The 21,842-nt window shown below is 70.9% G+C and carries 18 protein-coding genes; 11 read left to right on the top strand and 7 right to left on the bottom strand.

Annotated elements, in window-relative coordinates; translation table 11 throughout:
• The first annotated feature begins 37 nt into the window (after nt 1-37).
• The gene (locus R1Z03_RS12715; protein ID WP_272566607.1) at nt 38-712 is read left to right on the top strand and encodes a response regulator transcription factor; all 675 of its coding nucleotides are present in this window, start codon (nt 38-40) and stop codon (nt 710-712) included.
• A gap of 85 nt (nt 713-797) precedes the next feature.
• Nucleotides 798-2,255, top strand: a complete 1,458-nt coding sequence (locus R1Z03_RS12720) for a sensor histidine kinase (RefSeq protein WP_284430679.1) — start codon at nt 798-800, stop codon at nt 2,253-2,255.
• A 40-nt stretch (nt 2,256-2,295) separates the two neighbouring features.
• Here the strand turns inward: R1Z03_RS12720 and R1Z03_RS12725 are convergent, their stop codons facing one another.
• The 3 genes from R1Z03_RS12725 to R1Z03_RS12735 all read right to left on the bottom strand — a co-directional run bounded on the left by R1Z03_RS12725 (nt 2,296) and on the right by R1Z03_RS12735 (nt 5,723).
• Nucleotides 2,296-2,643 carry a DUF4148 domain-containing protein gene (locus R1Z03_RS12725; protein WP_317351324.1) on the bottom strand — a complete coding sequence of 116 codons (348 nt, stop codon included), beginning with the start codon at nt 2,641-2,643 and terminating at the stop codon, nt 2,296-2,298.
• Nucleotides 2,644-2,872: 229 nt separating this feature from the next.
• Nucleotides 2,873-3,211 carry a DUF4148 domain-containing protein gene (locus R1Z03_RS12730; RefSeq protein ID WP_272566610.1) on the bottom strand — a complete coding sequence of 113 codons (339 nt, stop codon included), beginning with the start codon at nt 3,209-3,211 and terminating at the stop codon, nt 2,873-2,875.
• Between the two features lie 769 nt (nt 3,212-3,980).
• The gene (locus R1Z03_RS12735; RefSeq protein WP_372588148.1) at nt 3,981-5,723 is read right to left on the bottom strand and encodes an adenylate/guanylate cyclase domain-containing protein; all 1,743 of its coding nucleotides are present in this window, start codon (nt 5,721-5,723) and stop codon (nt 3,981-3,983) included.
• Nucleotides 5,724-5,839: 116 nt separating this feature from the next.
• Between R1Z03_RS12735 and R1Z03_RS12740 the strand changes: the two genes are divergently transcribed.
• Nucleotides 5,840-6,547 (top strand): Crp/Fnr family transcriptional regulator, encoded by a 708-nt coding sequence (locus R1Z03_RS12740; protein ID WP_317351331.1) that lies wholly within the window; start codon nt 5,840-5,842, stop codon nt 6,545-6,547.
• A gap of 174 nt (nt 6,548-6,721) precedes the next feature.
• Here R1Z03_RS12740 and R1Z03_RS12745 read toward each other — a convergent pair whose 3' ends face one another.
• Nucleotides 6,722-7,642 (bottom strand): LysR substrate-binding domain-containing protein, encoded by a 921-nt coding sequence (locus R1Z03_RS12745; RefSeq protein WP_317351334.1) that lies wholly within the window; start codon nt 7,640-7,642, stop codon nt 6,722-6,724.
• Between the two features lie 111 nt (nt 7,643-7,753).
• Here R1Z03_RS12745 and R1Z03_RS12750 point away from each other — a divergent pair, with 111 nt between their 5' ends.
• The 4 genes from R1Z03_RS12750 to xopAC (R1Z03_RS12765) all read left to right on the top strand — a co-directional run bounded on the left by R1Z03_RS12750 (nt 7,754) and on the right by xopAC (R1Z03_RS12765) (nt 13,330).
• Nucleotides 7,754-8,716, top strand: a complete 963-nt coding sequence (locus R1Z03_RS12750) for a tripartite tricarboxylate transporter substrate binding protein (RefSeq protein WP_284430689.1) — start codon at nt 7,754-7,756, stop codon at nt 8,714-8,716.
• Nucleotides 8,717-8,734: 18 nt separating this feature from the next.
• Entirely contained in the window at nt 8,735-9,691 is a 957-nt protein-coding gene (locus R1Z03_RS12755; protein ID WP_317351338.1) for an N-formylglutamate amidohydrolase, read from the top strand.
• 223 nt (nt 9,692-9,914) lie between these two features.
• Nucleotides 9,915-11,543 carry a XopAC/AvrAC family type III secretion system effector gene (gene xopAC, locus R1Z03_RS12760; protein WP_317351341.1) on the top strand — a complete coding sequence of 543 codons (1,629 nt, stop codon included), beginning with the start codon at nt 9,915-9,917 and terminating at the stop codon, nt 11,541-11,543.
• Between the two features lie 143 nt (nt 11,544-11,686).
• On the top strand, nt 11,687-13,330 hold the full coding sequence (xopAC, locus tag R1Z03_RS12765) for a XopAC/AvrAC family type III secretion system effector (protein WP_317351344.1): 1,644 nt from the start codon (nt 11,687-11,689) through the stop codon (nt 13,328-13,330).
• Between the two features lie 31 nt (nt 13,331-13,361).
• Here xopAC (R1Z03_RS12765) and R1Z03_RS12770 read toward each other — a convergent pair whose 3' ends face one another.
• Genes R1Z03_RS12770 through R1Z03_RS12780 form a run of 3 tightly spaced genes read right to left on the bottom strand, consistent with a single transcriptional unit; the run spans nt 13,362 to nt 15,636 of the window.
• A complete protein-coding gene (locus tag R1Z03_RS12770) occupies nt 13,362-14,126 on the bottom strand; it encodes an SPOR domain-containing protein (protein WP_317351347.1) in 765 nt (254 codons plus the stop codon).
• Nucleotides 14,127-14,143: 17 nt separating this feature from the next.
• Nucleotides 14,144-14,989 (bottom strand): biotin--[acetyl-CoA-carboxylase] ligase, encoded by an 846-nt coding sequence (locus R1Z03_RS12775; RefSeq protein ID WP_317351349.1) that lies wholly within the window; start codon nt 14,987-14,989, stop codon nt 14,144-14,146.
• Nucleotides 14,986-15,636, bottom strand: coding sequence for an SET domain-containing protein-lysine N-methyltransferase (locus R1Z03_RS12780; RefSeq protein WP_317351351.1), 651 nt, complete (start codon nt 15,634-15,636; stop codon nt 14,986-14,988). The genes R1Z03_RS12775 and R1Z03_RS12780 overlap by 4 nt, the downstream gene beginning before the upstream one ends.
• A gap of 100 nt (nt 15,637-15,736) precedes the next feature.
• On the opposite strand from R1Z03_RS12780, the gene R1Z03_RS12785 reads away from it, so the two are divergent.
• The 4 genes from R1Z03_RS12785 to R1Z03_RS12800 are packed head-to-tail and all read left to right on the top strand — an operon-like array spanning nt 15,737 to nt 21,725.
• Nucleotides 15,737-18,700 (top strand): DNA topoisomerase III, encoded by a 2,964-nt coding sequence (locus R1Z03_RS12785; protein WP_317351354.1) that lies wholly within the window; start codon nt 15,737-15,739, stop codon nt 18,698-18,700.
• The gene (locus R1Z03_RS12790) at nt 18,697-18,882 is read left to right on the top strand and encodes a hypothetical protein (RefSeq protein WP_317351357.1); all 186 of its coding nucleotides are present in this window, start codon (nt 18,697-18,699) and stop codon (nt 18,880-18,882) included. The genes R1Z03_RS12785 and R1Z03_RS12790 overlap by 4 nt, the downstream gene beginning before the upstream one ends.
• A gap of 50 nt (nt 18,883-18,932) precedes the next feature.
• Nucleotides 18,933-20,915 (top strand): ATP-dependent helicase, encoded by a 1,983-nt coding sequence (locus R1Z03_RS12795; RefSeq protein WP_317351359.1) that lies wholly within the window; start codon nt 18,933-18,935, stop codon nt 20,913-20,915.
• A 48-nt stretch (nt 20,916-20,963) separates the two neighbouring features.
• Nucleotides 20,964-21,725 carry a 3-oxoacyl-ACP reductase gene (locus R1Z03_RS12800; protein WP_317351362.1) on the top strand — a complete coding sequence of 254 codons (762 nt, stop codon included), beginning with the start codon at nt 20,964-20,966 and terminating at the stop codon, nt 21,723-21,725.
• Nucleotides 21,726-21,842: the final 117 nt, after the last annotated feature.

Genomic DNA, 21,842 nt, shown 5'->3' on the forward strand with positions numbered 1-21,842 from the left:
GGCCACGCCACCGGCCGCGCTCCCAGGAGACAAATCCATGCGCATCCTCATTGCCGAAGACGACCAGGTGCTGGCCGACGGGCTGCTGCGCACCCTGCGCGGCTCCGGCGCAGCGGTCGATCACGTGTCCAGCGGCAGCGAAGCCGATGCGGCCCTGATGACCAACCACGCGTTCGACCTGCTGATCCTGGACCTGGGCCTGCCGCGCGTGCACGGGCTGGAGGTGCTCAAGCGCCTGCGCGGACGGGGCTCGGCCCTGCCGGTGCTGATCCTCACCGCCGCCGACAGCGTGGAAGAGCGCGTCAAGGGCCTGGATTTCGGGGCCGACGACTACATGGCCAAGCCCTTCAGCCTGCAGGAACTCGAGGCGCGCGTGCGCGCCCTCACGCGGCGCGGCATGGGCGGCACCACCAGCGCCATCCGCCACGGCCCGCTGGTGTATGACCAGGCCGGCCGCATGGCCACCATCGACGGCAAGCTGGTGGAGCTGTCGGCGCGCGAACTGGGCCTGCTGGAGGTGCTGCTGCAGCGCGCCGGCCGGCTGGTGTCCAAGGAACAACTGGTCGAGCGCCTGTGCGAGTGGGGCGAAGAGGTGAGCAACAACGCCATCGAGGTGTACATCCACCGCCTGCGCAAGAAGATCGAGCGCGGCCCGATCCGCATCGCCACGGTGCGCGGCCTGGGCTACTGCCTTGAGAAGATCGCCACCTGAATGCTATTGATTTAATAGCGGTATGCCCTAGTGATGATTGCGCTGACGGCCCTTTTGGCTTGAACCCCTCCACCGGCGTCCTGTCTTGAAGATCTTCCAGCGCGAGCAGCGCTCCCTCTTCGGCGAGATCCTGGACTGGATGCTCACACCGCTCCTGCTGCTGTGGCCCGTGAGCCTGGCGCTCACCTGGCTGGTGGCGCAGGGCCTGGCCAACAAGCCCTTCGACCGCGCGCTGGAGTACAACGCCCACGCCCTGGCCCAACTGGTCACGGTGCAGGGCGGCAAGGCGCAGTTCAACCTGCCGCAGCCGGCCAGCGAAATCCTGCGTGCTGACGAATCCGACATCGTTTACTACCAGGTGGTCTCGCCCACGGGCGAGTTCCTCTCGGGCGAGCGCGACCTGCCGCGCCCGCCGCCGCCCGAGGACGAGCGTCCGCTCTCGGGCGAGGTGCGCCTGCGCGATGCCGAACTGCGCGGCATCGAGATCCGCGTGGCGTCCATCTGGGTGCGGGTGCCGCTGCCGGGCGCGCCGGCCGCGCTGGTGCAGGTGGCCGAGACGCGCGAAAAGCGCAGCGTGCTGGCCACGGAAATCATCAAGGGCGTGATGCTGCCGCAGTTCGTGATCCTGCCGCTGGCCGTGCTGCTGGTGTGGCTGGCCCTGGCGCGCGGCATCCAGCCCTTGAGCCTGCTGGAGGAGCGCATCCGCGCCCGCAAGCCCGACGACCTTTCGCCGCTCGACCACAAGGCGGTGCCGCTGGAGGTGGCGCCGTTGGTGGACTCGGTGAACGATCTGCTGGGCCGGCTCAGCGATTCACTGGCCACGCAAAAGCGCTTTCTGGCCGATGCGGCGCACCAGCTCAAGACGCCATTGGCCGGGCTGCGCATGCAGGCCGACCTGGCGCAGCGCGAAGGCACCAGCACCGAGGAGTTGAAGCGATCGCTGCAGCAGATCGGCCGCTCCAGCATCCGCGCCACGCACACGGTGAACCAGCTGCTGGCCCTGGCCCGCGCGGAAGGCAGTGGAACGGCCCTGGCGCGGCAACCGGTGGACCTGGCCCGGCTGGTGATCGAGGTGGTGCGCGACTGCGTGCCGCGCGCCCTGGACAAGCACATCGACCTGGGGTACGAGGGCGCCGAGCCCGGTGCGCCCGGCGTGTGGATGGAGGGCAATCCCACGCTACTCAAGGAGCTGGCGCGCAACCTGCTGGACAACGCGATCAACTACACGCCCTCGGGGCCCGGGGCGCCGGGGATCATCACCGCGCGGGTGCTGGCCGACACCTTCGGCCACGTGCTGCTGCTGCAGGTCGAAGATTCGGGCCCCGGCGTACCGCTGGCCGAGCGCGAACTGGTGTTCCGCCCCTTCTATCGCGTGCTGGGCAACGACGCGGACGGCTCGGGCCTGGGCCTGCCGATCGTGCTGGAGATCGCGCGCCAGCACAGCGCCACCGTGCAACTGGAAGACGCGCACCCCGGCCAGGTGCCGCCGGGCGCCCGGTTCAGCGTGCAGTTTCCCGCCCATCCGCCGCTGCCGCCGCCCTGAGCGGCCGCGCGCCGCGGCGTGCCGGTGGCGCAACGCCTGCTCAGTGGCTGCTCTCGCTGGCTTCGGCACCAGCCACCGGCTGGGCGCCCTGGGCCCGGCGCAGTTCGGCCTGGAAGGCGCTGCCGCTGCGCAGGCGCTGGTATTTGGCCAGGCGCTGCGGGCTGGCTTCGTCCACCGCTTCGGAGCGGTCGCCCTCGTTGGCCTGGCCCAGCCCGGCGCGCTGCCACAGGCGGGTGTCGGCCTCCACGGCGGCGCGCGTGAGCGTGCTGCGGGTGGCCACGGGCTCGTCGCCGAAGCGGTCTTCCTGCGATGGCGCGGCGTGGGCGGCGGACACGGTGGCGCCGGCGAAGGCGATGGTGGCAATGGCGATCAGGTGCTGGGTGTTCATGGTGTGCGTTCCTTGGGCTTCAAAACAGGGGTGACAAAGGGCAGTGCGGGGTGCCTGCCTGACTGCCAGTTTCGGTGTTTCGCCGGGCCGGGTATGTGCGTAAACGCACAGCGGGAACGCATTGGTCCAGGGCGGGATGAAAAGCGCCGCCCATGAAAAAAGCCCCGGTGCTTCGCGCACGGGGGCTCGGGGGGTGGCGCGCCGTGGGCGCGCCGGGATGCGCGGGGCATCAGTTCATCGTGGTGCTGGAGGCCATGCCGGCGACGTTGTGGCCGCCGCCGACGCGCTGCACTTCGGCCAGGTACTCGGGGCCGCTGCGTTCGCGCTGGTACTGGGCCAGGCGCATCTGGTAGGCGGGATCGGCATCCGGCGTGCGGTCGGCGGCTTCGAACTGGTTCAGGCCGGCGCGGTTCCACAGGTTCAGGTCGGCCACGACTTCAGCGCGGGTCAGCGGCTGGCCCTGCTCGACGGGCTGGGCGCCGAACTGGTCTTCCTGCGACACGGGGGCGGCGGAGGCGGCACCGGCAAAGGCGATGGCGGCAATGGCGATGAGGTGTTTGCGGTTCATGGTAGTGATTCCTTCCTTGGGATCGATTCAACTGGACTGCAGCGCCGGATTGCGTCTGCATGGAAGCCAGTTTGCGCCGCTGGACCCGCCAGGTCTGTGCGAAAACGCACAGTTTTGTGTAGGTCTGTCGCCTACCGGCCCGTGCGCCCCGGGCCGCCGCCGCGTCCGACAGGGCCTCGCTTCCGAGGGAAAAATGCCGCACTGCAACATCGCGTTACGCCGGTGGCCGGATCGGGAATTGCGCGCCGAAAAACGTCTTGAAACGCCTGTGAGCGCGGCGAGGTGGCACGCGCGGACAAAAGGCGCAAAAAGGCGGCTCTCAAACAGACTCGGCGCTCTCAGGCGCGCATGCGTCCAGCACGCCCGCCCCTCGTCCTTGGGACAAAATGTCCAGTGATATGCACCACTGGTTTGCGATGCCAACTGCAACAATCGAAGTGGAATTCGGCAATGGTTTAAAAACAAAACTGCTGATTTGGCACTTTGAGGTCATGCACCTCACGATCAATATCTTCAAATAACCGCCAGGAAATAATCAGAGATGGATTGGTTCCCTATCGTCTTCATCGTGTTCAAGGTGATCGTGCTCGGCACGGGCATGTTTTTAGCCATCAAGTGGCATTACGACCAAGGCAAGAAGAAATAACGGAGCCACCAGCTGTCGGCGTCACCAGCACACCCTTGGCGCCAGATCAGCCGGTCCGTGGATGATGGGCGACTGCGTGCCTTGTTTCGAGTAATCGCCAATCCAATCCCATAGCGTTCACGTTCACTGCGGATCGGGCCGCAGGCCTGCCGATGCAGGTGATGGCGCGCCGCCACCAAAGCGCGGCTCCCCCCACTGCCGAGCGGGATGGGCCACGTACAGTACCTGCAGCGGCGCGGAGCGGCCGCGCACGGTGACGGGCTCGGGCGGGCCCAGCGCATCGGCCACGCCCGCCAGGCGCGCGGCCTCCAGCGACAGCACGAGCCGGGCGGACACCACCTTCGAATGGTCCTGCAGGCGGCTGGCGGTGTTGACGACCTCGCCCACGGCCGTGAACGTGGTCGTGTCCTGAAAGCCCACCTCGCCCACCGCCACTGTGCCGGCGTGCAAACCCATGCCGAAGTCCAGCGGCTGCCCGAACTGGTCGGTGAACGAGGCGCCCCAGGCGTCCATGCGCTGCTCGATGAGGGCGGCTGCGCGCACTGCCTGGGCGCAGGCGGTGGGCAGGTCGGTGTCCAGCCCGAAGATCGCCATCACGCTGTCGCCGATGAACTGGTTGGCCAGGCCGCCGCTGTCGCGCACCGCGGCGCCCACCCGGTCGAAATACTGGTCCAGCACCCAGGCCAGGTCGAATGGCCACTGCCGCTCGGCCAGGCCCGACCAGCGCCGCAGGTCCACGAACAGCACGGCGACCTGGCGCTCGCGCCCCAGCGGCCGGGCCGCGGCCGCCGCGCCGGGCTGGAACAGCGGCGTCACCGCGATGTCGCCGCGCGGGCGCAATTGGCAGGCCAGCCGCACGCCGGGCGGGGCGTTCACGCGCTGCAGGGTGCGCCGCTCGTCGCGCCGGGGGGCGGGCAGGTGCTCGGCCAGGCCTTGCACGCGCACGCGGCAGGTGGAGCAGCGCGCCCGGCCGCCACACACCGAGAGGTGGCCGATGCCGTGCTCCCGGCTGGCCTCCAGCACGCTGAAGCCGCGCGGCACCTGCACCGTGCGGTCGGGGTAGCGCAGGCTGATGCGCCCCCGGCCCCCGCGCTCGCGCAAGGCGCCGAAGGCCCAGCGCGCCAGCAGCAGCGCCGCCACCAGCGCGATCCAGCCGGTGCGCAGGCCCCCGGTCAGTGCGCGCGATGCCTGGGCAGCCGACGCGGACGGCGAGGGGGCGCCCAGCGCCGCCCAGGCGATCTCGCGGCCCATGGACACCACGCCGAGCGCCGCCAGCACGGGCAGCAGCACGGCGGCGGCCAGTAGCACCGGCTGCAGGCGCTGCCACCGGGCTCGGATGCGCAGCGCCAGGTGCAGGCCCAGGCAGCCGTGCGTCCAGGCCGCCAGCAGCAGCGCCAGTTGCAGCCAGAGCCCCTCCGGGCTCCAGATGGCCCGCACGATGCGCACGTAGGAGGGCTCCAGCCCGTCGATTTCGCCCAGGTAGCGCGTGCCCGAGAAATGCGCCGCCAGCAGCAGCGGCAGCAGCAGCCCCAGCAGCAGGCGCAGCGCCTCCACGGCCGGCATGCGCAGGCTGCGGCGCTGCCACACGGCGGCGCCCGCCATGGCCAGGTGAACGGCCACCGCGCCATAGAGCAGCACGGTGCCCGGCAGCGTGGCCCAGGCGCCATGCACGGCACGCCGCGTGGCTTCGGCCGCGGCCAGCGACACCAGCCCGGTGGCGTGCGTGGCCAGGTGCAGCGCCACATAGAGCCACAGGACCACGCCGCTGGCCCAGCGCAGGTTGCGCTGGGAGGGCAGGGTCAGCGGGGGCAGGGGCGCGGGCACGGTAGAAGGCGTGTGGTGGGTCGATGGAATCCGCCCGGCCATTCGCCGGGGCGGCGCTGAGCATAATGCGGCACCCGGTTCGGCCCGCCGGCCTTCCCGCATGCCCTGGCGCCGCCCTGGCCCTCCTTTTTCCTTTTCTGGCCACGGCCTTTGCCCGCATGAACGCTCCCCCCGCCCGCTCCAGCCTCGCCCTGCGCCGCATTCCCTTGTTCGAGGGGTTGGGCGATGCGTGCCTGGAACGGCTGGCGCAGCAGTGCGACTGGCATCAGCTGCCAGCGCGCAAGCCGCTGCTGTCGCGCGCGGCCGAGGGCGGCGACGTGTTCTTCCTGGTGGCGGGGCGCCTGCGCATCACCACCTATTCGGCCAGCGGCCGGCAGGTCACCTTCCGCGACTGCGAACCGGGCGAGCACATCGGCGTGATCGCGGCCATCGACGGCGGCCCGCGCTCGGCCGACGTCGTGACGCTGGACACCACCCTGGTGGCCAGCCTCTCGCGCGAAGGGTTCCTGGCCCTGCTGCGCGACGAGCCCCTGGTCGCGCAGCGGGTGATGCATTACCTGGCCTCGCTGGTGCGCCAGTTGTCCGACCGCGTGATCGACCTGAGCACCCTGGGCGTGCACAACCGCCTGCATGCCGAGCTGCTGCGTCTGGCGCGCGCAGCCGGCGTGCAGGGCAACCAGGCCCGCATCGAGCCCGCGCCTGCCCACGCCGAACTGGCCAGCCAGATCAGCACCAACCGCGAGCAGGTCACGCGCGAACTGGGCGTGCTGGTCAAGGCCGGCGTGCTGCAAAAGGACGGCCGCGCGCTGGTGGTCGTCGATGCCGCGCGGCTCGAACGCATGGTGGCCGACGTGCGCGGGGAGTGAGGCGCGACACGGGCCCGTGCGGCCCGTGTACGTCGCCCCGGCGTCGGCATCGGCGTCGGCCTGCCGAACGCCGTGCCGGTGGCCTGTTATTTTGCTATGTTTTATATAGCATCAAGGGCAATAAATACTAAGGCGTACCGCCGTTTTTGCTCGAATGCCAGGCGCGGGGCGGTTTCAGCCCGCCTGCGCAGCGTGCGGACCGGCCGCCGAGTCCAGCAGCCATTGGCGGAACCGGTCCAGCGTGGCCAGCTGCGCTCGGGCCTCGGGGTAGCAGAACCAGTAGCCCAGCGCGCTGGCGTAGCCGCCCTGGGCCAGGGGCTCGGCCACCACGCCCGCGGCGATCTCGTCGTGCACCAGGCAGCGCGGCACCAGGGCGACGCCCATGCCCACCGAGACGGCGCGGATCATGCTTTCGAACTGGTCGAACTGCGGGCCGGCCAGCGCATCGAGCCCAGGCACGCCATGGACCTCGCTCCAGCGCTCCCACGCGTCGGGCACCGACACATGGCGCAGCAGGGCGCTGCGCACCACGTCGCGCGGGGCCCGCAGGGGCGCGGCGTCGCCCGCGCCGGCGGGCGGTGCGATCAGCGCGACGTCGTTGCCGGCCAGGTAGTGCGCGCGCGCCCCGGGCCAGTGGCCGTCGCCGAAGAGGATGGAGCAGTCCAGGTCGGGGTTGGCGAAGTCGTAGCCGTGCACGAAGGGCACGAAATGCAGCGTGATCTGCGGGTGCTGGTGCTGGAACTGCGGCAGCCGCGGGATCAGCCACTTGGCGGCGAAGGTGGGCAGGGCGGACAGGTGCAGCGCCCCGCCGCCGTCGCTGCTGGTGATGAGCTCCAGCGTGGCCGCCTCCAGCCGAGCAAGCAGCGAGCGCACCGCCTTTTCGTAGCGTTCGCCGGCGGGGGTGAGGGTCAGGCGCTTGCGGCTGCGCTCAAACAGGGCGATGCCCACCCAGCGCTCCAGTTCCTGCACCTGCTTGCTGACCGCGCTCTGCGTCAGGTGCAGGGCCTCGGCCGCGCGGGAGACACCGCCGAAACGCGCTACCGTGCAAAAGGCCCGCAGCAGATGCAGCGGGGGATTGAGGCGGCGCAAGGACATGGCGTTCAGGTTCTTAAAACATTCTCAAATGGAATATTAACAGGCACATCAATTGCTTTTCAATGGGCACCGAGTTCGGTAATCTCTGTCCATCTTCCGAGGAAAATCTCCATGCAACGCCGTCAATGGATCGCAGCCGTGGCTGCCGCAACTGTCCTTCCTGGAATGTCTTTCGCGCAGGACAAGCCCCTGCGCATCATCGTGCCGTTCCCGCCCGGCGGCGCCACCGACATCGCCGGCCGCGCCCTGCAGGAGCCGCTGCAGCGCCTGCTGGGCCAGCCCGTGGTGATCGAGAACCGCGCCGGCGCCGGCGGCTCCATCGGCATGGCCGAGGTGGGGCGCGCCGCGGGCGACGGGCTCACGCTGGGCGTGGCCACGCTGTCCACCCACGGCGTGAACCCGGCCGTGTTCTCCAAGCTGCCCTACGACCCCGTCAAGGACTTCGCCGGCGTGACCGAGATCGTCAAGGCCCCCGGGGTGATCGTGGTCAACCCCAAGGTCCTGCCAGTCAAGGACTTTGCCGAGCTGGTGAAGTACCTCAAGGCCAACCCCGGCAAGGTGTCCTACGCCACGCCGGGCAACGGCACCATCGGCCACATGTGGGGCGAGCTGTTCAAGAGCAGCACGGGCACTTCCATGGTGCACATTCCCTACCGCGGTGCCGGTCCGGCGATCAACGACGTGGTGGGCGGGCAGGTGCCGGTGTATTTCGACCAGGTGGCCTCGTCGCTGCCGCACGTCAAATCCGGCAAGCTCAAGGCCCTGGCCGTGTCCTGGCCCGAGCGGCTGGACGTGCTGCCCGAGGTGCCCACCTATGCGCAGCTGGGCTTTCCCCAGGCCAACGAGCCCTCGTGGTTCGGCCTGGTGGCGCCGGTGTCCACCCCCGCCGCCGCCGTGCTGCGCGTGCAGCAGGCCGTGGCCGCGGCCCTGCGCGAACCGGCGGTGCGCGAGCGGCTGGCCGGGCAGGGACTCTATGCTTCGGGCACCTCGCCCGCGGACTTCTCGCAGCAGATCGTGCGGGAGATCGACAAGATGAAGAAAGTGGCCGCCTATGCCAAGATCCAGCTCGACTGACCTCGCAGGAGTGCGCCGATGCATGCAGCGCTGCAACTGATCCAACGCCGGCACCGGCTGCAGGCCGCCGAGCCGGGGGCGGCGGGCGCGCCCGCCGTCGCCGCGGCTGCAGCGCCAGCGGCCATGTTGTCCGCCGTGCCCGGCCGCACGGCCCTGGTGCTCGATTCGCCGCACAGCGGCACCACCTACCCCGACGACTTCCGCGCCGCCATCGACCTGCCCACGCTGCGCCGCGCCGAGGACACGCATGTCGAGAAGCTCTACGCCTTCGCCCCCGCGCTGGGCGCGGCCTGGGTGGAGGCGCACTTTCCCCGCATCTACCTGGACGCCAACCGCGACACCACCGAGGTCGATGCCAGCATGTTCGAGGCCGGGTTCGACACCGCGTGGACCGATCCCGTCACCACCGATCCCGTTGTGCTGCAGAAGGTGCGGCTGGGCAAGGGGCTGATCTGGAAGTTCACGGACGAGGGCGTGCCCATCTACGACCGGCCGCTCTCCGTGGCAGAAGCGCGCGCACGCATCGACCGCTGCTGGCGCCCCTACCACGCGGCCGTGGCCCGGGCGATCGACGAGGCCCATGCCCGCCACGGCTACAGCATCCACATCAACTGCCACTCCATGCCCGCCGTGGCCGCCAGCCATGCCACGCTGCATCCGGGCCTGCACCATGCGGATTTCGTGATCGGCGATCGCGACGGCACCACCGCCAGCCCGGCGCTGTCGCAGGCGATCTGCGCCTTTCTGCGCGAGCGCGGCTACAGCGTGGACTACAACCACCCCTACAAGGGCGTGGAGCTGGTGCGCCGCTACGGCCACCCGGCGACCCACCGCCACAGCATCCAGGTGGAGATCAACCGCAAGCTCTACATGGACGAGCGCACGCTGGCCATCGAGCCGGCCGGTTTCGCGCGGCTGCAGGCCGATCTGCGCGCGCTGGTGGAGTGGCTGCTGGCGACCGATCCCCGGCAGTGAGGCGGCATTGACGCGGCATTGAAAGCGGCAGGGGCGCGCTGCGCTTTTTTGCAAAAGGGGAAGCGGCGCGGCTTGCGCGCGGGTCGCTTCGCATGGCGGGCATTGCATTCGCATTCCGGGCGGAGCGGAGCCGGCCGACTTCGTAGATTGCGGGTCCACTGGCCCGTCCCGCGGGCCTGCCCACCCCCTGCCCGCGACGCGCTTGCCGCGTGTCCGCCCTGCCATGACATCGCTTTCCACCCTGTTCAAACAGGAGCCGTTCACGCACCGCTCCGAAGCCCCGCCCTCCGCTGCGGTGCCATCGCCTCCCTCGCGCTCCACGCCGGCCTCTGCCGACACCCACGCCCAGGCGCTGCGATCGCGCGCGGTGGCCGCTGCACCGGGGGCGATACCGCCCCGCGCAGCGTCCTTCGACACGGTTCGGTGGAAGCAGGAGCTGCAACGCTGGTGCGACGCCGATCCGCACCGGGCCGTGTCGGGCCACCATGGGCTGTTCGGGCGCCTGCGGGCGCTGGGGCGCAAGGCCAGGGGGGAGAAGGCGGACGATGGCCTTCCCCTGCTCGCGGAGCGCCGGGAGGTGGCGATGCAGCGCTTGCTCGCCTGCCATGCGCAAGGCGCCGATGGCCGCACGCTCGATCTGAGCGGGCTGGGACTCTCCAGCCTGCCGCCGGGCCTGGAACGGCTGGCGCATCTGGAGGCGCTGGACCTGTCGAACAACACCGGCCTGCAATCCCTGCCCGAAGGGCTGGCCGGGTGCCGGAACCTGCGCAGCCTCACGGCCTGCAACGGCTTTGTCAGCCACGTGCCGCCCTCCCTGTTCCAGTTGCCGAATCTTGAAACGCTCGATCTGTCGGCCAACCCTTTTCTCAAGGCACTGCCGCAGGCCATGGCGCAAGCCCCCCGCCTGCGGGAGCTGCGCGTGCCGCATTGCGACGTGAGCCACCTGCCGCCGGGCATGGCGGACATGCCGGCGCTGCGGACCGTGGATGTGTCGCACAACCGCGGCCTGCACACGCTGCCGCCCGGCCTGCGCGAGAGCCACGTTGCGCTCGCACTGCAGGGCACGCCGGTGGCGCTCACGGACCGCTTGCTGCAGCCCGTGCCGTGGTCCCCCGGGCAGCGCGCCGCGCTGGAAACCCGCGTGGGACCACTGTCGAGCGCCTGGCGGGCTTGTGCGCCCTTGCTGCAGGACGCCAGCGCATCGCGTGCGGCGATGGATCAGGCGCGCAATGCGCTCTCTCAGGCGTTGCGCATCGACGGCGCGGGCACCGAGGCCGCCTGGGCCGATGCGGACGCGGCTGTGCAGCGCTGGCTGAGCCAGGGCCTGCCGATCACGACCGAGCGCATCCAGGAGATCGGCTGGCGCCTGAACGGCCGTCCCGCCGGCGGGGCGCAGCTGCGGGCGATGGAGTTCCAGCGCATCCCGGCCGATGCGCAGGGCCTCACCGGCAGCCACCTCGACTATCCCCCGGTCCGCGCACTGCCCGGCCATCTCGCCGCGCTGGACACCTGGCTGGCCCAGGGCGACGCGCCGGCTTCTCCGCTGGCGGCCACGGAGCGGGCCACGCTGCTGTACCGGGCGGTGGAGAGCCTGCGCCCCTTCGAAGAGGGCAATGGCCCGGCCGCGCTGATGGCGATGGACTGGGCCCTGCAGCAGCATGGGTTGCCGCCCGTCGCGCTGGACGCCGAAGCCATGACCGGGCAGGTGGCGACGGACGGGACGGTGGCCGACGGCGCGTTGACCGATGCGGCGGTTTTCGCCTCCGCCCCTGCCGGCGGCGTGCCGCACGCGCTTTTCGACGCCGTGGTGCAGGGGATGGAGGAAGCCCTTCGCACCCTGCTGCCGCGCTGAAATTTCGCATGCGCGGCCAAGGCATCGCATCCGCACCATGGCGCGGGGGGCGGGGTCCGTAGATTGGATACATCCCGTCGCAATTGGACGGGTTTGCTCCATCACCAACCCTTTCACCACGCGTTTGCCCGCGTGCCCATGCCATGAACGCGACCACCGACGTCCTTGCCCGCGTACCCCACAGCCCCGGTGCCGAGGGCAGCGCCGCGACCAGCGAGGGCGCATCGGCCTTCCGCTTCCTGCGCCGCCACCATGCAGGCCAGGGGCACGGCGCTGCCCGGGCCGCCGGCCGCGCTGGCACCGAAACCCCCGAAATGGAGCGCTGGATGCGCGAACTGCAGGAATGGTGCGATGCCGATCCCAACCGGCCGCCGCCCCGCCAGCAGGGCCTGTGGGCCCGCATGCTCGGTCGCCTGCGCACCCCCGAAGCGGACCTGGAAGACGACAGTGAAACCGCCGCCACGTTCGCCGAACGCCGCCAGGAGGCGGTCAGGCGCGTGCTGGCCTGCCACGCCCTGGGCGAGGAGGGCTGGCAACTGGACCTGCGCGTGCTGCGCCTGTCCTCCCTGCCGCCCGGGCTGGACCGCCTGCGCCATCTCAAGCACCTGGACGTGTCGGACAACACGGGCTTTCACCGCCTGCCCGAGACCCTGGCGCTGTGCCGGGGTCTGCGCACCCTCACGGCGCGCAACTGCGTGGTCACCGAAGTGCCGCAGGCGCTGGCCTGGCTGCAGCACCTCGAAATGCTGGACCTGTCGGCCAACTTCAGCCTGCGCGAGCTGCCCGAATCGCTGGCGCAGGCGCCGCGGCTGGCGACCGTGATCCTCACGCATTGCGGCCTGCAGAACGTGCCCGAGGCCATGGCCCGCATGCCCGTGCTGCAGCTGCTGGACCTGTCGCACAACCTGCAGCTGCACAACGTGCCGGCCGCCGTGCGGGACCATCCCGCCGTCGATCTGACGGGCACGCCCGTGGCGCTGCTGTCCAACCTGCTGCAGGCCCCCCGCTGGAACCCGCCGCAGCAGGCGCGCCTGGCCGCGCGGCTGGACGGCGTGGCCGTCGGCTGGCAGGAATGCCTGGGCGTGCTGCGCAAGAACGCGGGCCTGCGCGCCGAGGTGAACGCCTGGCGCAGCGGCCTGTCGCTGGTGCTGCGCACCGATGGCGTGGGCACGGAAGACGCCTGGGCCGACGCCGCCCAGGCCGTGGGCACCTGGCTGCATGCGGGCCAGTCCATCACACCCGAGCGGCTGCTGGAGATCGGCTGGCGCCTGAACGGCTGCCCGGCCGGCGGGCCCCGGGCGCGCACGCGCGAATTCCAACGGCTGGCTGCGGGCACCTCGGGCTCCACCGTCTTCGGCGACCCGGGCGTGCTCGCCCCCCGCTTCCTCACGCCGGGTGCCGGCGAGCAGCGCGCCTATCCCATGGCGGCCTCGCTCACGCGCCACCTGGAAACGCTGTCGGCCTGGATCTCGCCGGCCGATGCGGTCTATCCCGCGCTGACCCGCCTGGAGGCCGTGGAGCGGGCCGCGCGCCTGTACCAGGCCCTGGTCAGCCTGCGCCCCTTCGACGAGGGCAACGGCCCGGCCGCCCTCATGGCCATGGACTGGGCGCTGCAGCAGCACGGCCTGCCGCCCGTGGTGCTGGAGGAGTCGGTGCTGAGCCAGGCCATCGTGTTCGCCGAAGACCTGCCCGCTGAAGGCCCCAATGCCCTGGTGAGCGCCCTGGTCGAAGGCATGGAAGAGCTGGTGCAGACGCTGTGCCCCGGCAGCCTGCGGCTGCTGGCCTGAGCGGGGAGCCCAGGCCGGCGTGGCCGGCCGGTCAGCCGCAGGCGCGCAACGGCCGGCTGGCCAGCAGGCCGCGCAACTGCCCCTCCGCCTGGGTGCGCAGGGCCGCGGTGGCGGCCGGCAGGCGCAGCACGTAGCCCGTGGCATCGGTGCGTTCCTGCACCACGCGGGCGGTGCGCACGCCCTGCGTGCCCAGCGTGGCCAGGGCCCGCTCGGCGGCTTCTTCCGTGGAAAAGCGGCCCAGCGACAGGCCCGGCTCCAGCGCCGCGCCCGGCCGGTCGTATGGCACCTTGCGGGCGCGCAGCTCGGCGCGTTTCTTCTCCAGCGTGTCCTCGTCGGCGAAGCGGCCCATGTAGACCATCCAGCGGCCGGTGAGCGAGATCGGCTCCAGCGTCCAGCTGCCCGGCGGCAGGCCGGCCGTGGCGGTGCGCAGCGCATCGAGCTGCCCCTTCTCGAACGTGCCCGCCTGCAGGCAGGGCGCGGGCTCGGCGGCGGCCACGGGTGGGACCGATGCGGGCGCGGCCTCGCTGGTGCTGGGTGCGGGGGTGGAGGCGGGAGCGGGCGGGGTGGCGGGGGCCGCAGGCGCTTCGCCCCCGTTCGCGTTTGCGTTGCCGTTGGGGGTGGTGCCCGTTCCGTTGGCGCGGCCCAGGCGCAGGTTCTCGGGCTGGATCTGCTGCTCCAGGCGCTGGGGCTCGGACTGCTCGGGCGGCGCCCAGCCCCACGAGCGCAGCAGCCCCTGCGCCCATGCGTAGTAGCCGGCATTGGCCAGCAGCAGAACCAGGACGGCGGCGCGCAGCATGGGTGGGCCTTTCTCGGTCAGCGCGGCGCCGACGGGCCGGCGGGCCGCACGCTGATCTCGGAGCTGGTCACGGCCTGCATGCCCTGCGCGGTGTGCACCAGCAGCGCGCCATCCTCGCCCACGCCGTGGGCCGTGCCCGTGGTGCCATCGCTCAGCGTCACCGCGCGGCCGCTCAGCACGTCGCGCTGGTGAAACCGGGCCTGCACCGGCGCGAAGCCATAGGCCTCGAACGATTGCAGCATGGCGACCAGCGGCGCGGCGATGCGCTGCAGCGCCGTGGGCGCATCCAGGCCGGGCTCCACGTCCTGCAGGCTGCCGGGCGGGGTGTTCATGCCGTCCGCCTGCGGCGGCTGCACGTTGATGCCGATGCCGGCCACCATGTAGCGCGTGGCGGGGGCGGCATGCGCTTCCCAGCCGGGCGCGACGAGGCTCGCCGTCTCCACCAGGATGCCGGCCAGCTTGCGATCACCGTCCAGCCACAGGTCGTTGGGCCATTTGAGGCCGATGCGCGCGGCACCCGCCAGCGGCGTGGGCTGCAGGCTCTCGGCCACGCTCACCCCCACGGCGAGCGACAGGCCCGACCAGTCGGCCGGCGCCAGCGGCATGCCCAGCGAGAACATGAGCGCATCGCCCACCGCGCCACGCCAGGGCCGGCCCAGCCGCCCGCGGCCGGCGGTCTGCAGCTCGGCCACGAGCAGGGTGGGCTCGGCCAGGCCCGCGCGGGCGCGGCGCATGAGTTCGGTGTTGGTGGAGTCGACGCTCGGCAGCACCTCCACGGTGAAGCCCGGCAGCACGGGGGCCACGGCTTCCCAGATGGCCTCGGCGGGCCAGCGGATGGGGGCGTCGGGGGAGCGGCCGGTCACCGGCGGGGGCTCCGCGCCTTGCGGCCCGGTGGGGGCGGCGTGGCGGTTTCGGTGGCGGGCGATGCCTTGTTGGTCTTGCGGGTGGCCTTGCCGCGCTCGGCGTCCTTGGCGGCCTTGCCCGCCTTGGCCGGCTTTTCAGGCGCCATGCCCGGCGGCGCCCAGCCGCGCTTGGGCGCCAGCAGCGTGCCCCGGCAGTTGGCGCTGCCGCACCAGCAGGGGTATTCGGCCTTGAGCTTGGGGGTGTAGCGCTCTTCGATGATGAGGCCGTAGTCGTAGTTCAGCTCGTCGCCCGCGGCGATGTTGCGCAGGGCGGTGATGAAGATCCGGCCGTCCTGTTCGTCGGCGAAGCAGTTGGGGTCGCAGCTGTGGTTGATCCAGCGCGATGAATTGCCGCCGAACTTTGCGTCGATCACGTGGTCTTCATCCACGTGGAAGTAAAAGGTATGGTTGGGCTGCGCGGGATCGTGCGGGTGCCGGTCCTGGGCCTCCTGCCAGCTGATGACCTCGCCCGTGTACTCGATGAGCACTTCGCCTTCGGCGATATCCTGCACGGCGAAGACGCCCTTGCCATGCACGCCCGAGCGCCGGGTCTGGAGGCGGCGCCCCGGTGCGGACGGGGGGGCTGCGGGCGATGCGGTGCGGGGCATGGCAAAACTCTGTTAGTTTGAATAGGCACACAGGCGCGTGCGCGTGTACGCGTGTGAGAAGCGGATTGTAGAAGCGCCTTTCAACGGCGAAACCCACAACATGACCAAGACACTGGTAATTGCAGAAAAACCCTCGGTGGCCCAGGACATCGTGCGCGCGCTCACCCCCGTGGCGGGCAAGTTCGACAAGCACGAGGACCATTTCGAGAACGACCGCTACGTGGTCACCAGCGCGGTGGGCCACCTGGTGGAGATCCAGGCGCCCGAGGAATTCGACGTCAAGCGCGGCAAGTGGAGCTTCGCCCACCTGCCCGTGATCCCGCCGTATTTCGACCTGAAGCCCGTGGACAAGACCAAGAGCCGCCTGTCGGCCGTGGTGCGCCAGGCCAAGCGCAAGGACGTCACCCAGCTCATCAACGCCTGCGACGCGGGCCGCGAGGGCGAGCTGATCTTCCGGCTGATCGAGCAGTACGCCGGCGGCTCCAAGCCCGACGGCAAGGGACTGGGCAAGCCGGTCAAGCGCCTGTGGCTGCAGTCGATGACGCCGCAGGCCATCCGCGACGGCTTCGAGGCACTGCGCTCCGAGCAGCAGATGCAGGGCCTGGCCCACGCCGCGCGCAGCCGCTCCGAGGCCGACTGGCTGGTGGGCATCAACGGCACGCGGGCCATGACGGCCTTCAACTCGCGCGACGGCGGGTTCTTCCTCACCACCGTGGGCCGGGTGCAGACGCCCACGCTGTCGCTGGTGGTCGAGCGCGAGGAAAAGATCCGCAAGTTCGTGAGCCGCGACTATTGGGAAGTGCACGCGGGCTTCCATGCCGAGGCGGGCGAGTACCTGGGCAAGTGGTTCAACCCCCAGTGGAAGAAGAGCGAAGACCCCGAGGCGAAGGCCGACCGGATCTGGAACCATGCCGACGCCGTGGCCATCGCCGATGCGGTGCGCGGCAAGGCGGCCAGCGTCACCGAGGAATCCAAGCCCACCTCGCAGTCCTCGCCCCTGCTGTTCGACCTGACCAGCCTGCAGCGCGAGGCCAACGGCAAGTTCGGCTTCAGCGCCAAGACCACGCTGGCCCTGGCGCAAAGCCTGTACGAGCGCCACAAGGCCCTGACCTACCCGCGGACCGACTCGCGCGCCCTGCCCGAGGACTACCTGCCCGTGGCGCGCGACACCTTCGGCATGCTGGCCACGAGCGGCATGCGCCACCTGGCGCCCTTTGCCAGCCAAGCGCTGGACGGCAACTATGTGAAGCCCAACAAGCGCATCTTCGACAACAGCAAGGTCAGCGATCACTTCGCCATCATCCCCACGCTGCAGGCCCCGAGCGGGCTGTCCGAGGCCGAGCAGAAGCTGTACGACCTGGTGGTGCGCCGCTTCATGGCGGTGTTCTTCCCGAGCGCGGAATACATGGTCACCACGCGGGTGAGCCAAGTGGTCAACCACCATTTCAAGACCGAGGGCAAGGTGCTGGTGCGGCCCGGCTGGCTGGCCATCTACGGCAAGGAGGCCGCCGACGAGGTGGAGGGCGCCAAGGAAGGCGACAAGGGCCAGAACCTCGTGCCCGTGCAGCCCGGCGAGATGGTGCGCACCGACTTCGTGGAGCCCAAGGGCCTCAAGACCAAGCCGCCCGCGCGCTACTCCGAAGCCACGCTGCTGGGCGCCATGGAAAGCGCGGGCAAGCAGATCGACGATGAGGAACTGCGCTCGGCCATGCAGGAAAAGGGCCTGGGCACCCCGGCCACGCGCGCGGCCATCATCGAAGGGCTGCTGACCGAAAAGTACATGCTGCGCGAGGGCCGGGAGCTGATCCCCACGGCCAAGGCCTTCCAGCTCATGACCTTGCTGCGCGGGCTGGAGGTCGAGGAACTGTGCCGCGCCGACCTCACGGGCGACTGGGAGTTCAAGCTCTCGCAGATGGAAAAGGGCCTGCTCAGCCGCGAGGCCTTCATGGCCGACATCGCCCGGATGACCGAACGCATGGTCAAGAAGGCCAAGGAATACGACCGCGACACCATTCCCGGCGATTACGCCACGCTCTCCGCGCCGTGCCCCAACTGCGGTGGCGTGGTCAAGGAGAACTACCGCCGCTACGCCTGCGTGGGCAAGGCCGGCGACGGCTCGGACGCCTGCGGCTTCTCGTTCGGCAAGTCGCCGGCCGGCCGCACCTTCGAGACCGCCGAGGCCGACCAGCTGCTGCGCGACAAGAAGATCGGCCCGCTGGAGGGCTTTCGCTCCAAGGCCGGCTGGCCTTTCACGGCCGAGGTGGGCATCGTCTACGACGACGAGGCGCACAACTACAAGCTGGAGTTCGATTTCGGCGACGACAAGAACGCCGAGGAATCGGGCGAGCTGGTCGATTTCTCGGACCAGGAAAGCCTGGGCGCCTGCCCGGTGTGCGGCGCGCCCGTGTACGAGCACGGCAGCAACTACGTGTGCAGCAAGGCCGTGCCCACGGCGGCGCAGCCCACGCCCAGCTGCACCTTCAAGAGCGGCAAGATCATCCTGCAGCAGCCCGTGGAGCGCGCGCAGATGAGCAAGCTGCTGGCCACCGGCAAGACCGACCTGCTCGACAAGTTCGTGAGCATGCGCACGCGCCGGGCGTTCAAGGCGTTCCTCGCCTGGGACAAGGAGGCGGGCAAGGTGAACTTCGAGTTCGAGCAGCGCGAGAGCAAATTCCCGCCGCGCAAGACCTTCGCTGCAAAGGCCGGCGCAGGCGCGGCCGCCAAGATGTCGGCCGCGGCCAAGAAGGCGGCAAAGCCTGCCGCCAAGACCGCTGCCAAAGCCGCCGCCAAGAAGGCCCCGGCCGCACCCAAGGCGCCGCGCAAGCCCGCGGCCGGCAAGGCCCCGAGTGCCGCCCTGGCGGCGGTGATCGGGCCGGAACCGGTTGCCCGGCCCGAGGCCGTGAAGAAGATGTGGGACTACATCAAGGCCAACGGCCTGCAGGACGCCACCAACAAACGCGCCATCAACGCCGACGCCAAGCTGCGCCCCGTGTTCGGCAAGGACCAGGTCACCATGTTCGAGCTGGCCGGCATCCTGGGCAAGCACCTGGGGGGCGAGGCATGAACGCGCTCGCCCGCTTCGCCCGCTGCCTGGCGGCCCTGGCCTTCGTGGGCCTGCTGGCCGGCTGCGCGGGCGGCGCGCCGTCCGAGGCGCCGTCGCGCGGCACGCACGGCATCGGCGGGCAGGGCTCGAACGGTGTCACCGTCTTCGGCGAAATCGACGTGAGCGCCGAGCGCCGGCGCTGAGGCCTTCGCGCCCTGCGCCCGCGCCGGGGCCCTGCCTGAAAAGAATCCCTTTGGCGACCACCCCCCCCACCGTTCCCCTTTTCCAGGCCAGGCAGATCGACCCCACGGCCGAGCAACTGGCGATCCAGCAGTCCGCCGAGCGCACGCTGGTCATCGAGGCCAACGCCGGCGCGGCCAAGACCACCACGCTTGCCCTGCGCATGGGGCAGGCCTGGGCGCGCGGCGTGGCGCCCGAGCGCTGCCTGGCCCTCACGCACACCGCCACCGCCTGCCAGGCGCTGCAGGCCGCGCTGCGCAAGGTCGGCGTGCCCGCGCCCGTGGCGCAGCGCTTTCGCATCGCCACGTTCGATGCCTTCTGCGCCGAAATGCTGGCCGACCAGTACGAGGCCCCCGTGCCGCACCACCGCCACCTGGAGGAGCTGCGCCCCTTCGTCTGGCAAGCCGTGCAGCGCGTGGAAGACAACGAGCACGAGCGCTGGCGCGAGGAGCTGCTGCTGCCCACGCTGGGCGACACCGGCTTCGTGGAGGAGTTCCTGGCGACCAGCGTGTGGCTCAAGGGCACGATGAAGGACGAGCTGGAGCGCGAGGGCGGCCCGGCCTCGCCCGAGCACGCGGCCGCCATCGGCGTGGGCTACACGCAGCTCAAGGTGTTCCTGGCCTACGAGCGCATCCGCCGGCGCGAGCTGGCCGACGAGCCGCTGTTTCGCGGCCCCTTCGATGCCACCTACGACCTGGCCCGGCGCCTGCACGGCGGCGACACCGCGGCCAGCCTGCCGCGCTGGCCGCGCGGCGTGCAGGCCGTGCTGGTCGACGAGATGCACGACATGAACGAGGCCGCGTTCCGCGTGCTGCGCGAGCTGCTGGACACCACGCAGTGCACCTTCTGCGGCGTGGGCGACCGCGACCAGGTCATCTACGGCGCCCACGGGGCCGATGCCGCCTTCATGGGCGATGCCATCACTGCGCACACCGGCCGCCCCGTGGCGCGCCTGCGGCTCACGCCCAGCCACCGCTTCGGCAAGAAGCTCGCGGCCAAGGCCGGGCGGCTGGCGGCCAAGCCCTACGACTCGCTCGCCGGGCACGACACCGCGGTGGAACTGCGGCCCTACGACGATGCCGCCCATTGCGTGGACCTCGTCGCGCAGGCGGCCCAGCAGTGGCGCGCCCGGCCCCGCGCCCGCATGGCGGGCTTTGCCGTGCTGCTGCGCCACTCCAACCAGTCGGTGGGCATCGAGAACCGGCTGCTGGCCGACAACGTGCCCTACACCGTGAGCGGCTTCGACAGCTACCTGCTGCGGCCCGAGGTGCTGCTGGTGCGCGGCCTGCTGGCCGTGGCCACCGACAACTTCGACAGCGTCTCCGAGCCGCGCACGCGCGACAAGCTCATGCGGGCGCTGGTGTTCTTCTGCGGCGCGCGCATCGTCGTGGCCGGGCGCGAGCACGAATCGCAGCAGGCCCTGCTGGAGGACGCCATCCGCAGCGTGACCGACAACCCGCTGTTCCTGCAGAACTTCTTCACCCACCAGATCGTGGCCAACGTCGAGCCCGCCATGCAGCGGCGCCTGCGCAAGGCCCTGGAGGTGGCGCGCGAGGCGGGCGGCCAGGACACCCTGCCGCGCCTGCTGCAGGCCCTGCAGATCGACGCCGTGATCCGCGAGGTGTTCGTCTCGCGCCAGCGGCGCGAGGACGCCCTCGCCAACCTGGCCGGCCTGTGCGAGGCGGCGAAGGGCTTTGCCAGCGCGCGCGATTATTTCCTGCACCTGAACCGCGCCGAGCAGCGCCAGCGCGAGCTGCGCAGCACCGCCAGCCTGGTCCTGGCCAACATCGAGGACGTGAAGGGCCTGGAGTTCGACCACGTGGTGATCCCGTTCCTGGAGCAGGGCGTGTTCCCCGTGCCGCAGGCGCCCTACGCGCAGGAAAAGAACACCCTCTACGTCGGCATGACCCGGGCGCGCCAGCAGCTCACGCTGCTGTGCCACCGCGCGCAGCCCGGCGCCTTTCTGCAACCGCTGGGGTATGCCGCGTCGGCCTGACCACGCCCGGCCCCGGTCCTTTTTTCACCCCACGCGAGCGACACCACCATGCAACTGTCCGAACAATGGGTCCTGGTCACCGGCGGTGCCCGGGGCCTGGGCGAATCGATCACCCGGGCGCTGGCGCGCGAAGGCGCCGGCGTGGTCATCAACTACCTGACCAGCGACACGGCCGCCCGCGCCCTGGCCGAAGAACTGGGCCCGCGCGCCATCGCCCTGCAGGCCGACGTGACCGATGCCGCCGCCGTGCAGCGCCTGTTCGCCCAGGCGCACGAGCGCACCGGCCAGCCCGTCAGTGCGGTGGTCAACAACGCGCTCGCGCAGTTCCGCTTCGATGGCGACGCGCGCCCGCAGATCGGCGACATCGCCTGGGAGCGCTTTCAGCAGCAGATCGACGGCGCCGTGAAGGGCGCGCTGAACACCCTGCAGGCCGCGCTGCCCGCCATGCGCGCGCAGGGTTTCGGGCGCATCGTGAACGTGGGCACCAACCTGTTCCAGAACCCCGTGGTGCCCTACCACGACTACACCGCCGCCAAGGCCGCGCTGCTGTCGCTCACCCGCACGGCGGCCAACGACCTGGGGCCGCACGGCATCACCGTGAACATGGTGTCGGGCGGCCTGCTGCGCACCACCGACGCCAGCCGCGCCACGCCCGAGGCGGTGTTCGACCTCATCGCCGGCATGACCCCGCTGCGCCGCGTGACCACGCCGGCCGAGTTCGCCGACGCGGTGCTGTTCTTCCTCTCGCCCTGGTCGCGCGCCGTGACCGGGCAGAACCTCATCGTGGACAGCGGGCTGGTGAAGGGCTGAGCGGCCTTGGGGTTACTGCGCGCGGCGCCTGCGCCGCCGCCGGCCCCGGGGGTGTAATGAACGCCCCGGTTCGACGCCTGTTCGATCCCCGTCCGGCCACCCCGGCCGCTCACCCGA

The organism is Acidovorax sp. BLS4 (genome assembly GCF_032929295.1).
Lineage (GTDB): Bacteria > Pseudomonadota > Gammaproteobacteria > Burkholderiales > Burkholderiaceae_C > Paracidovorax.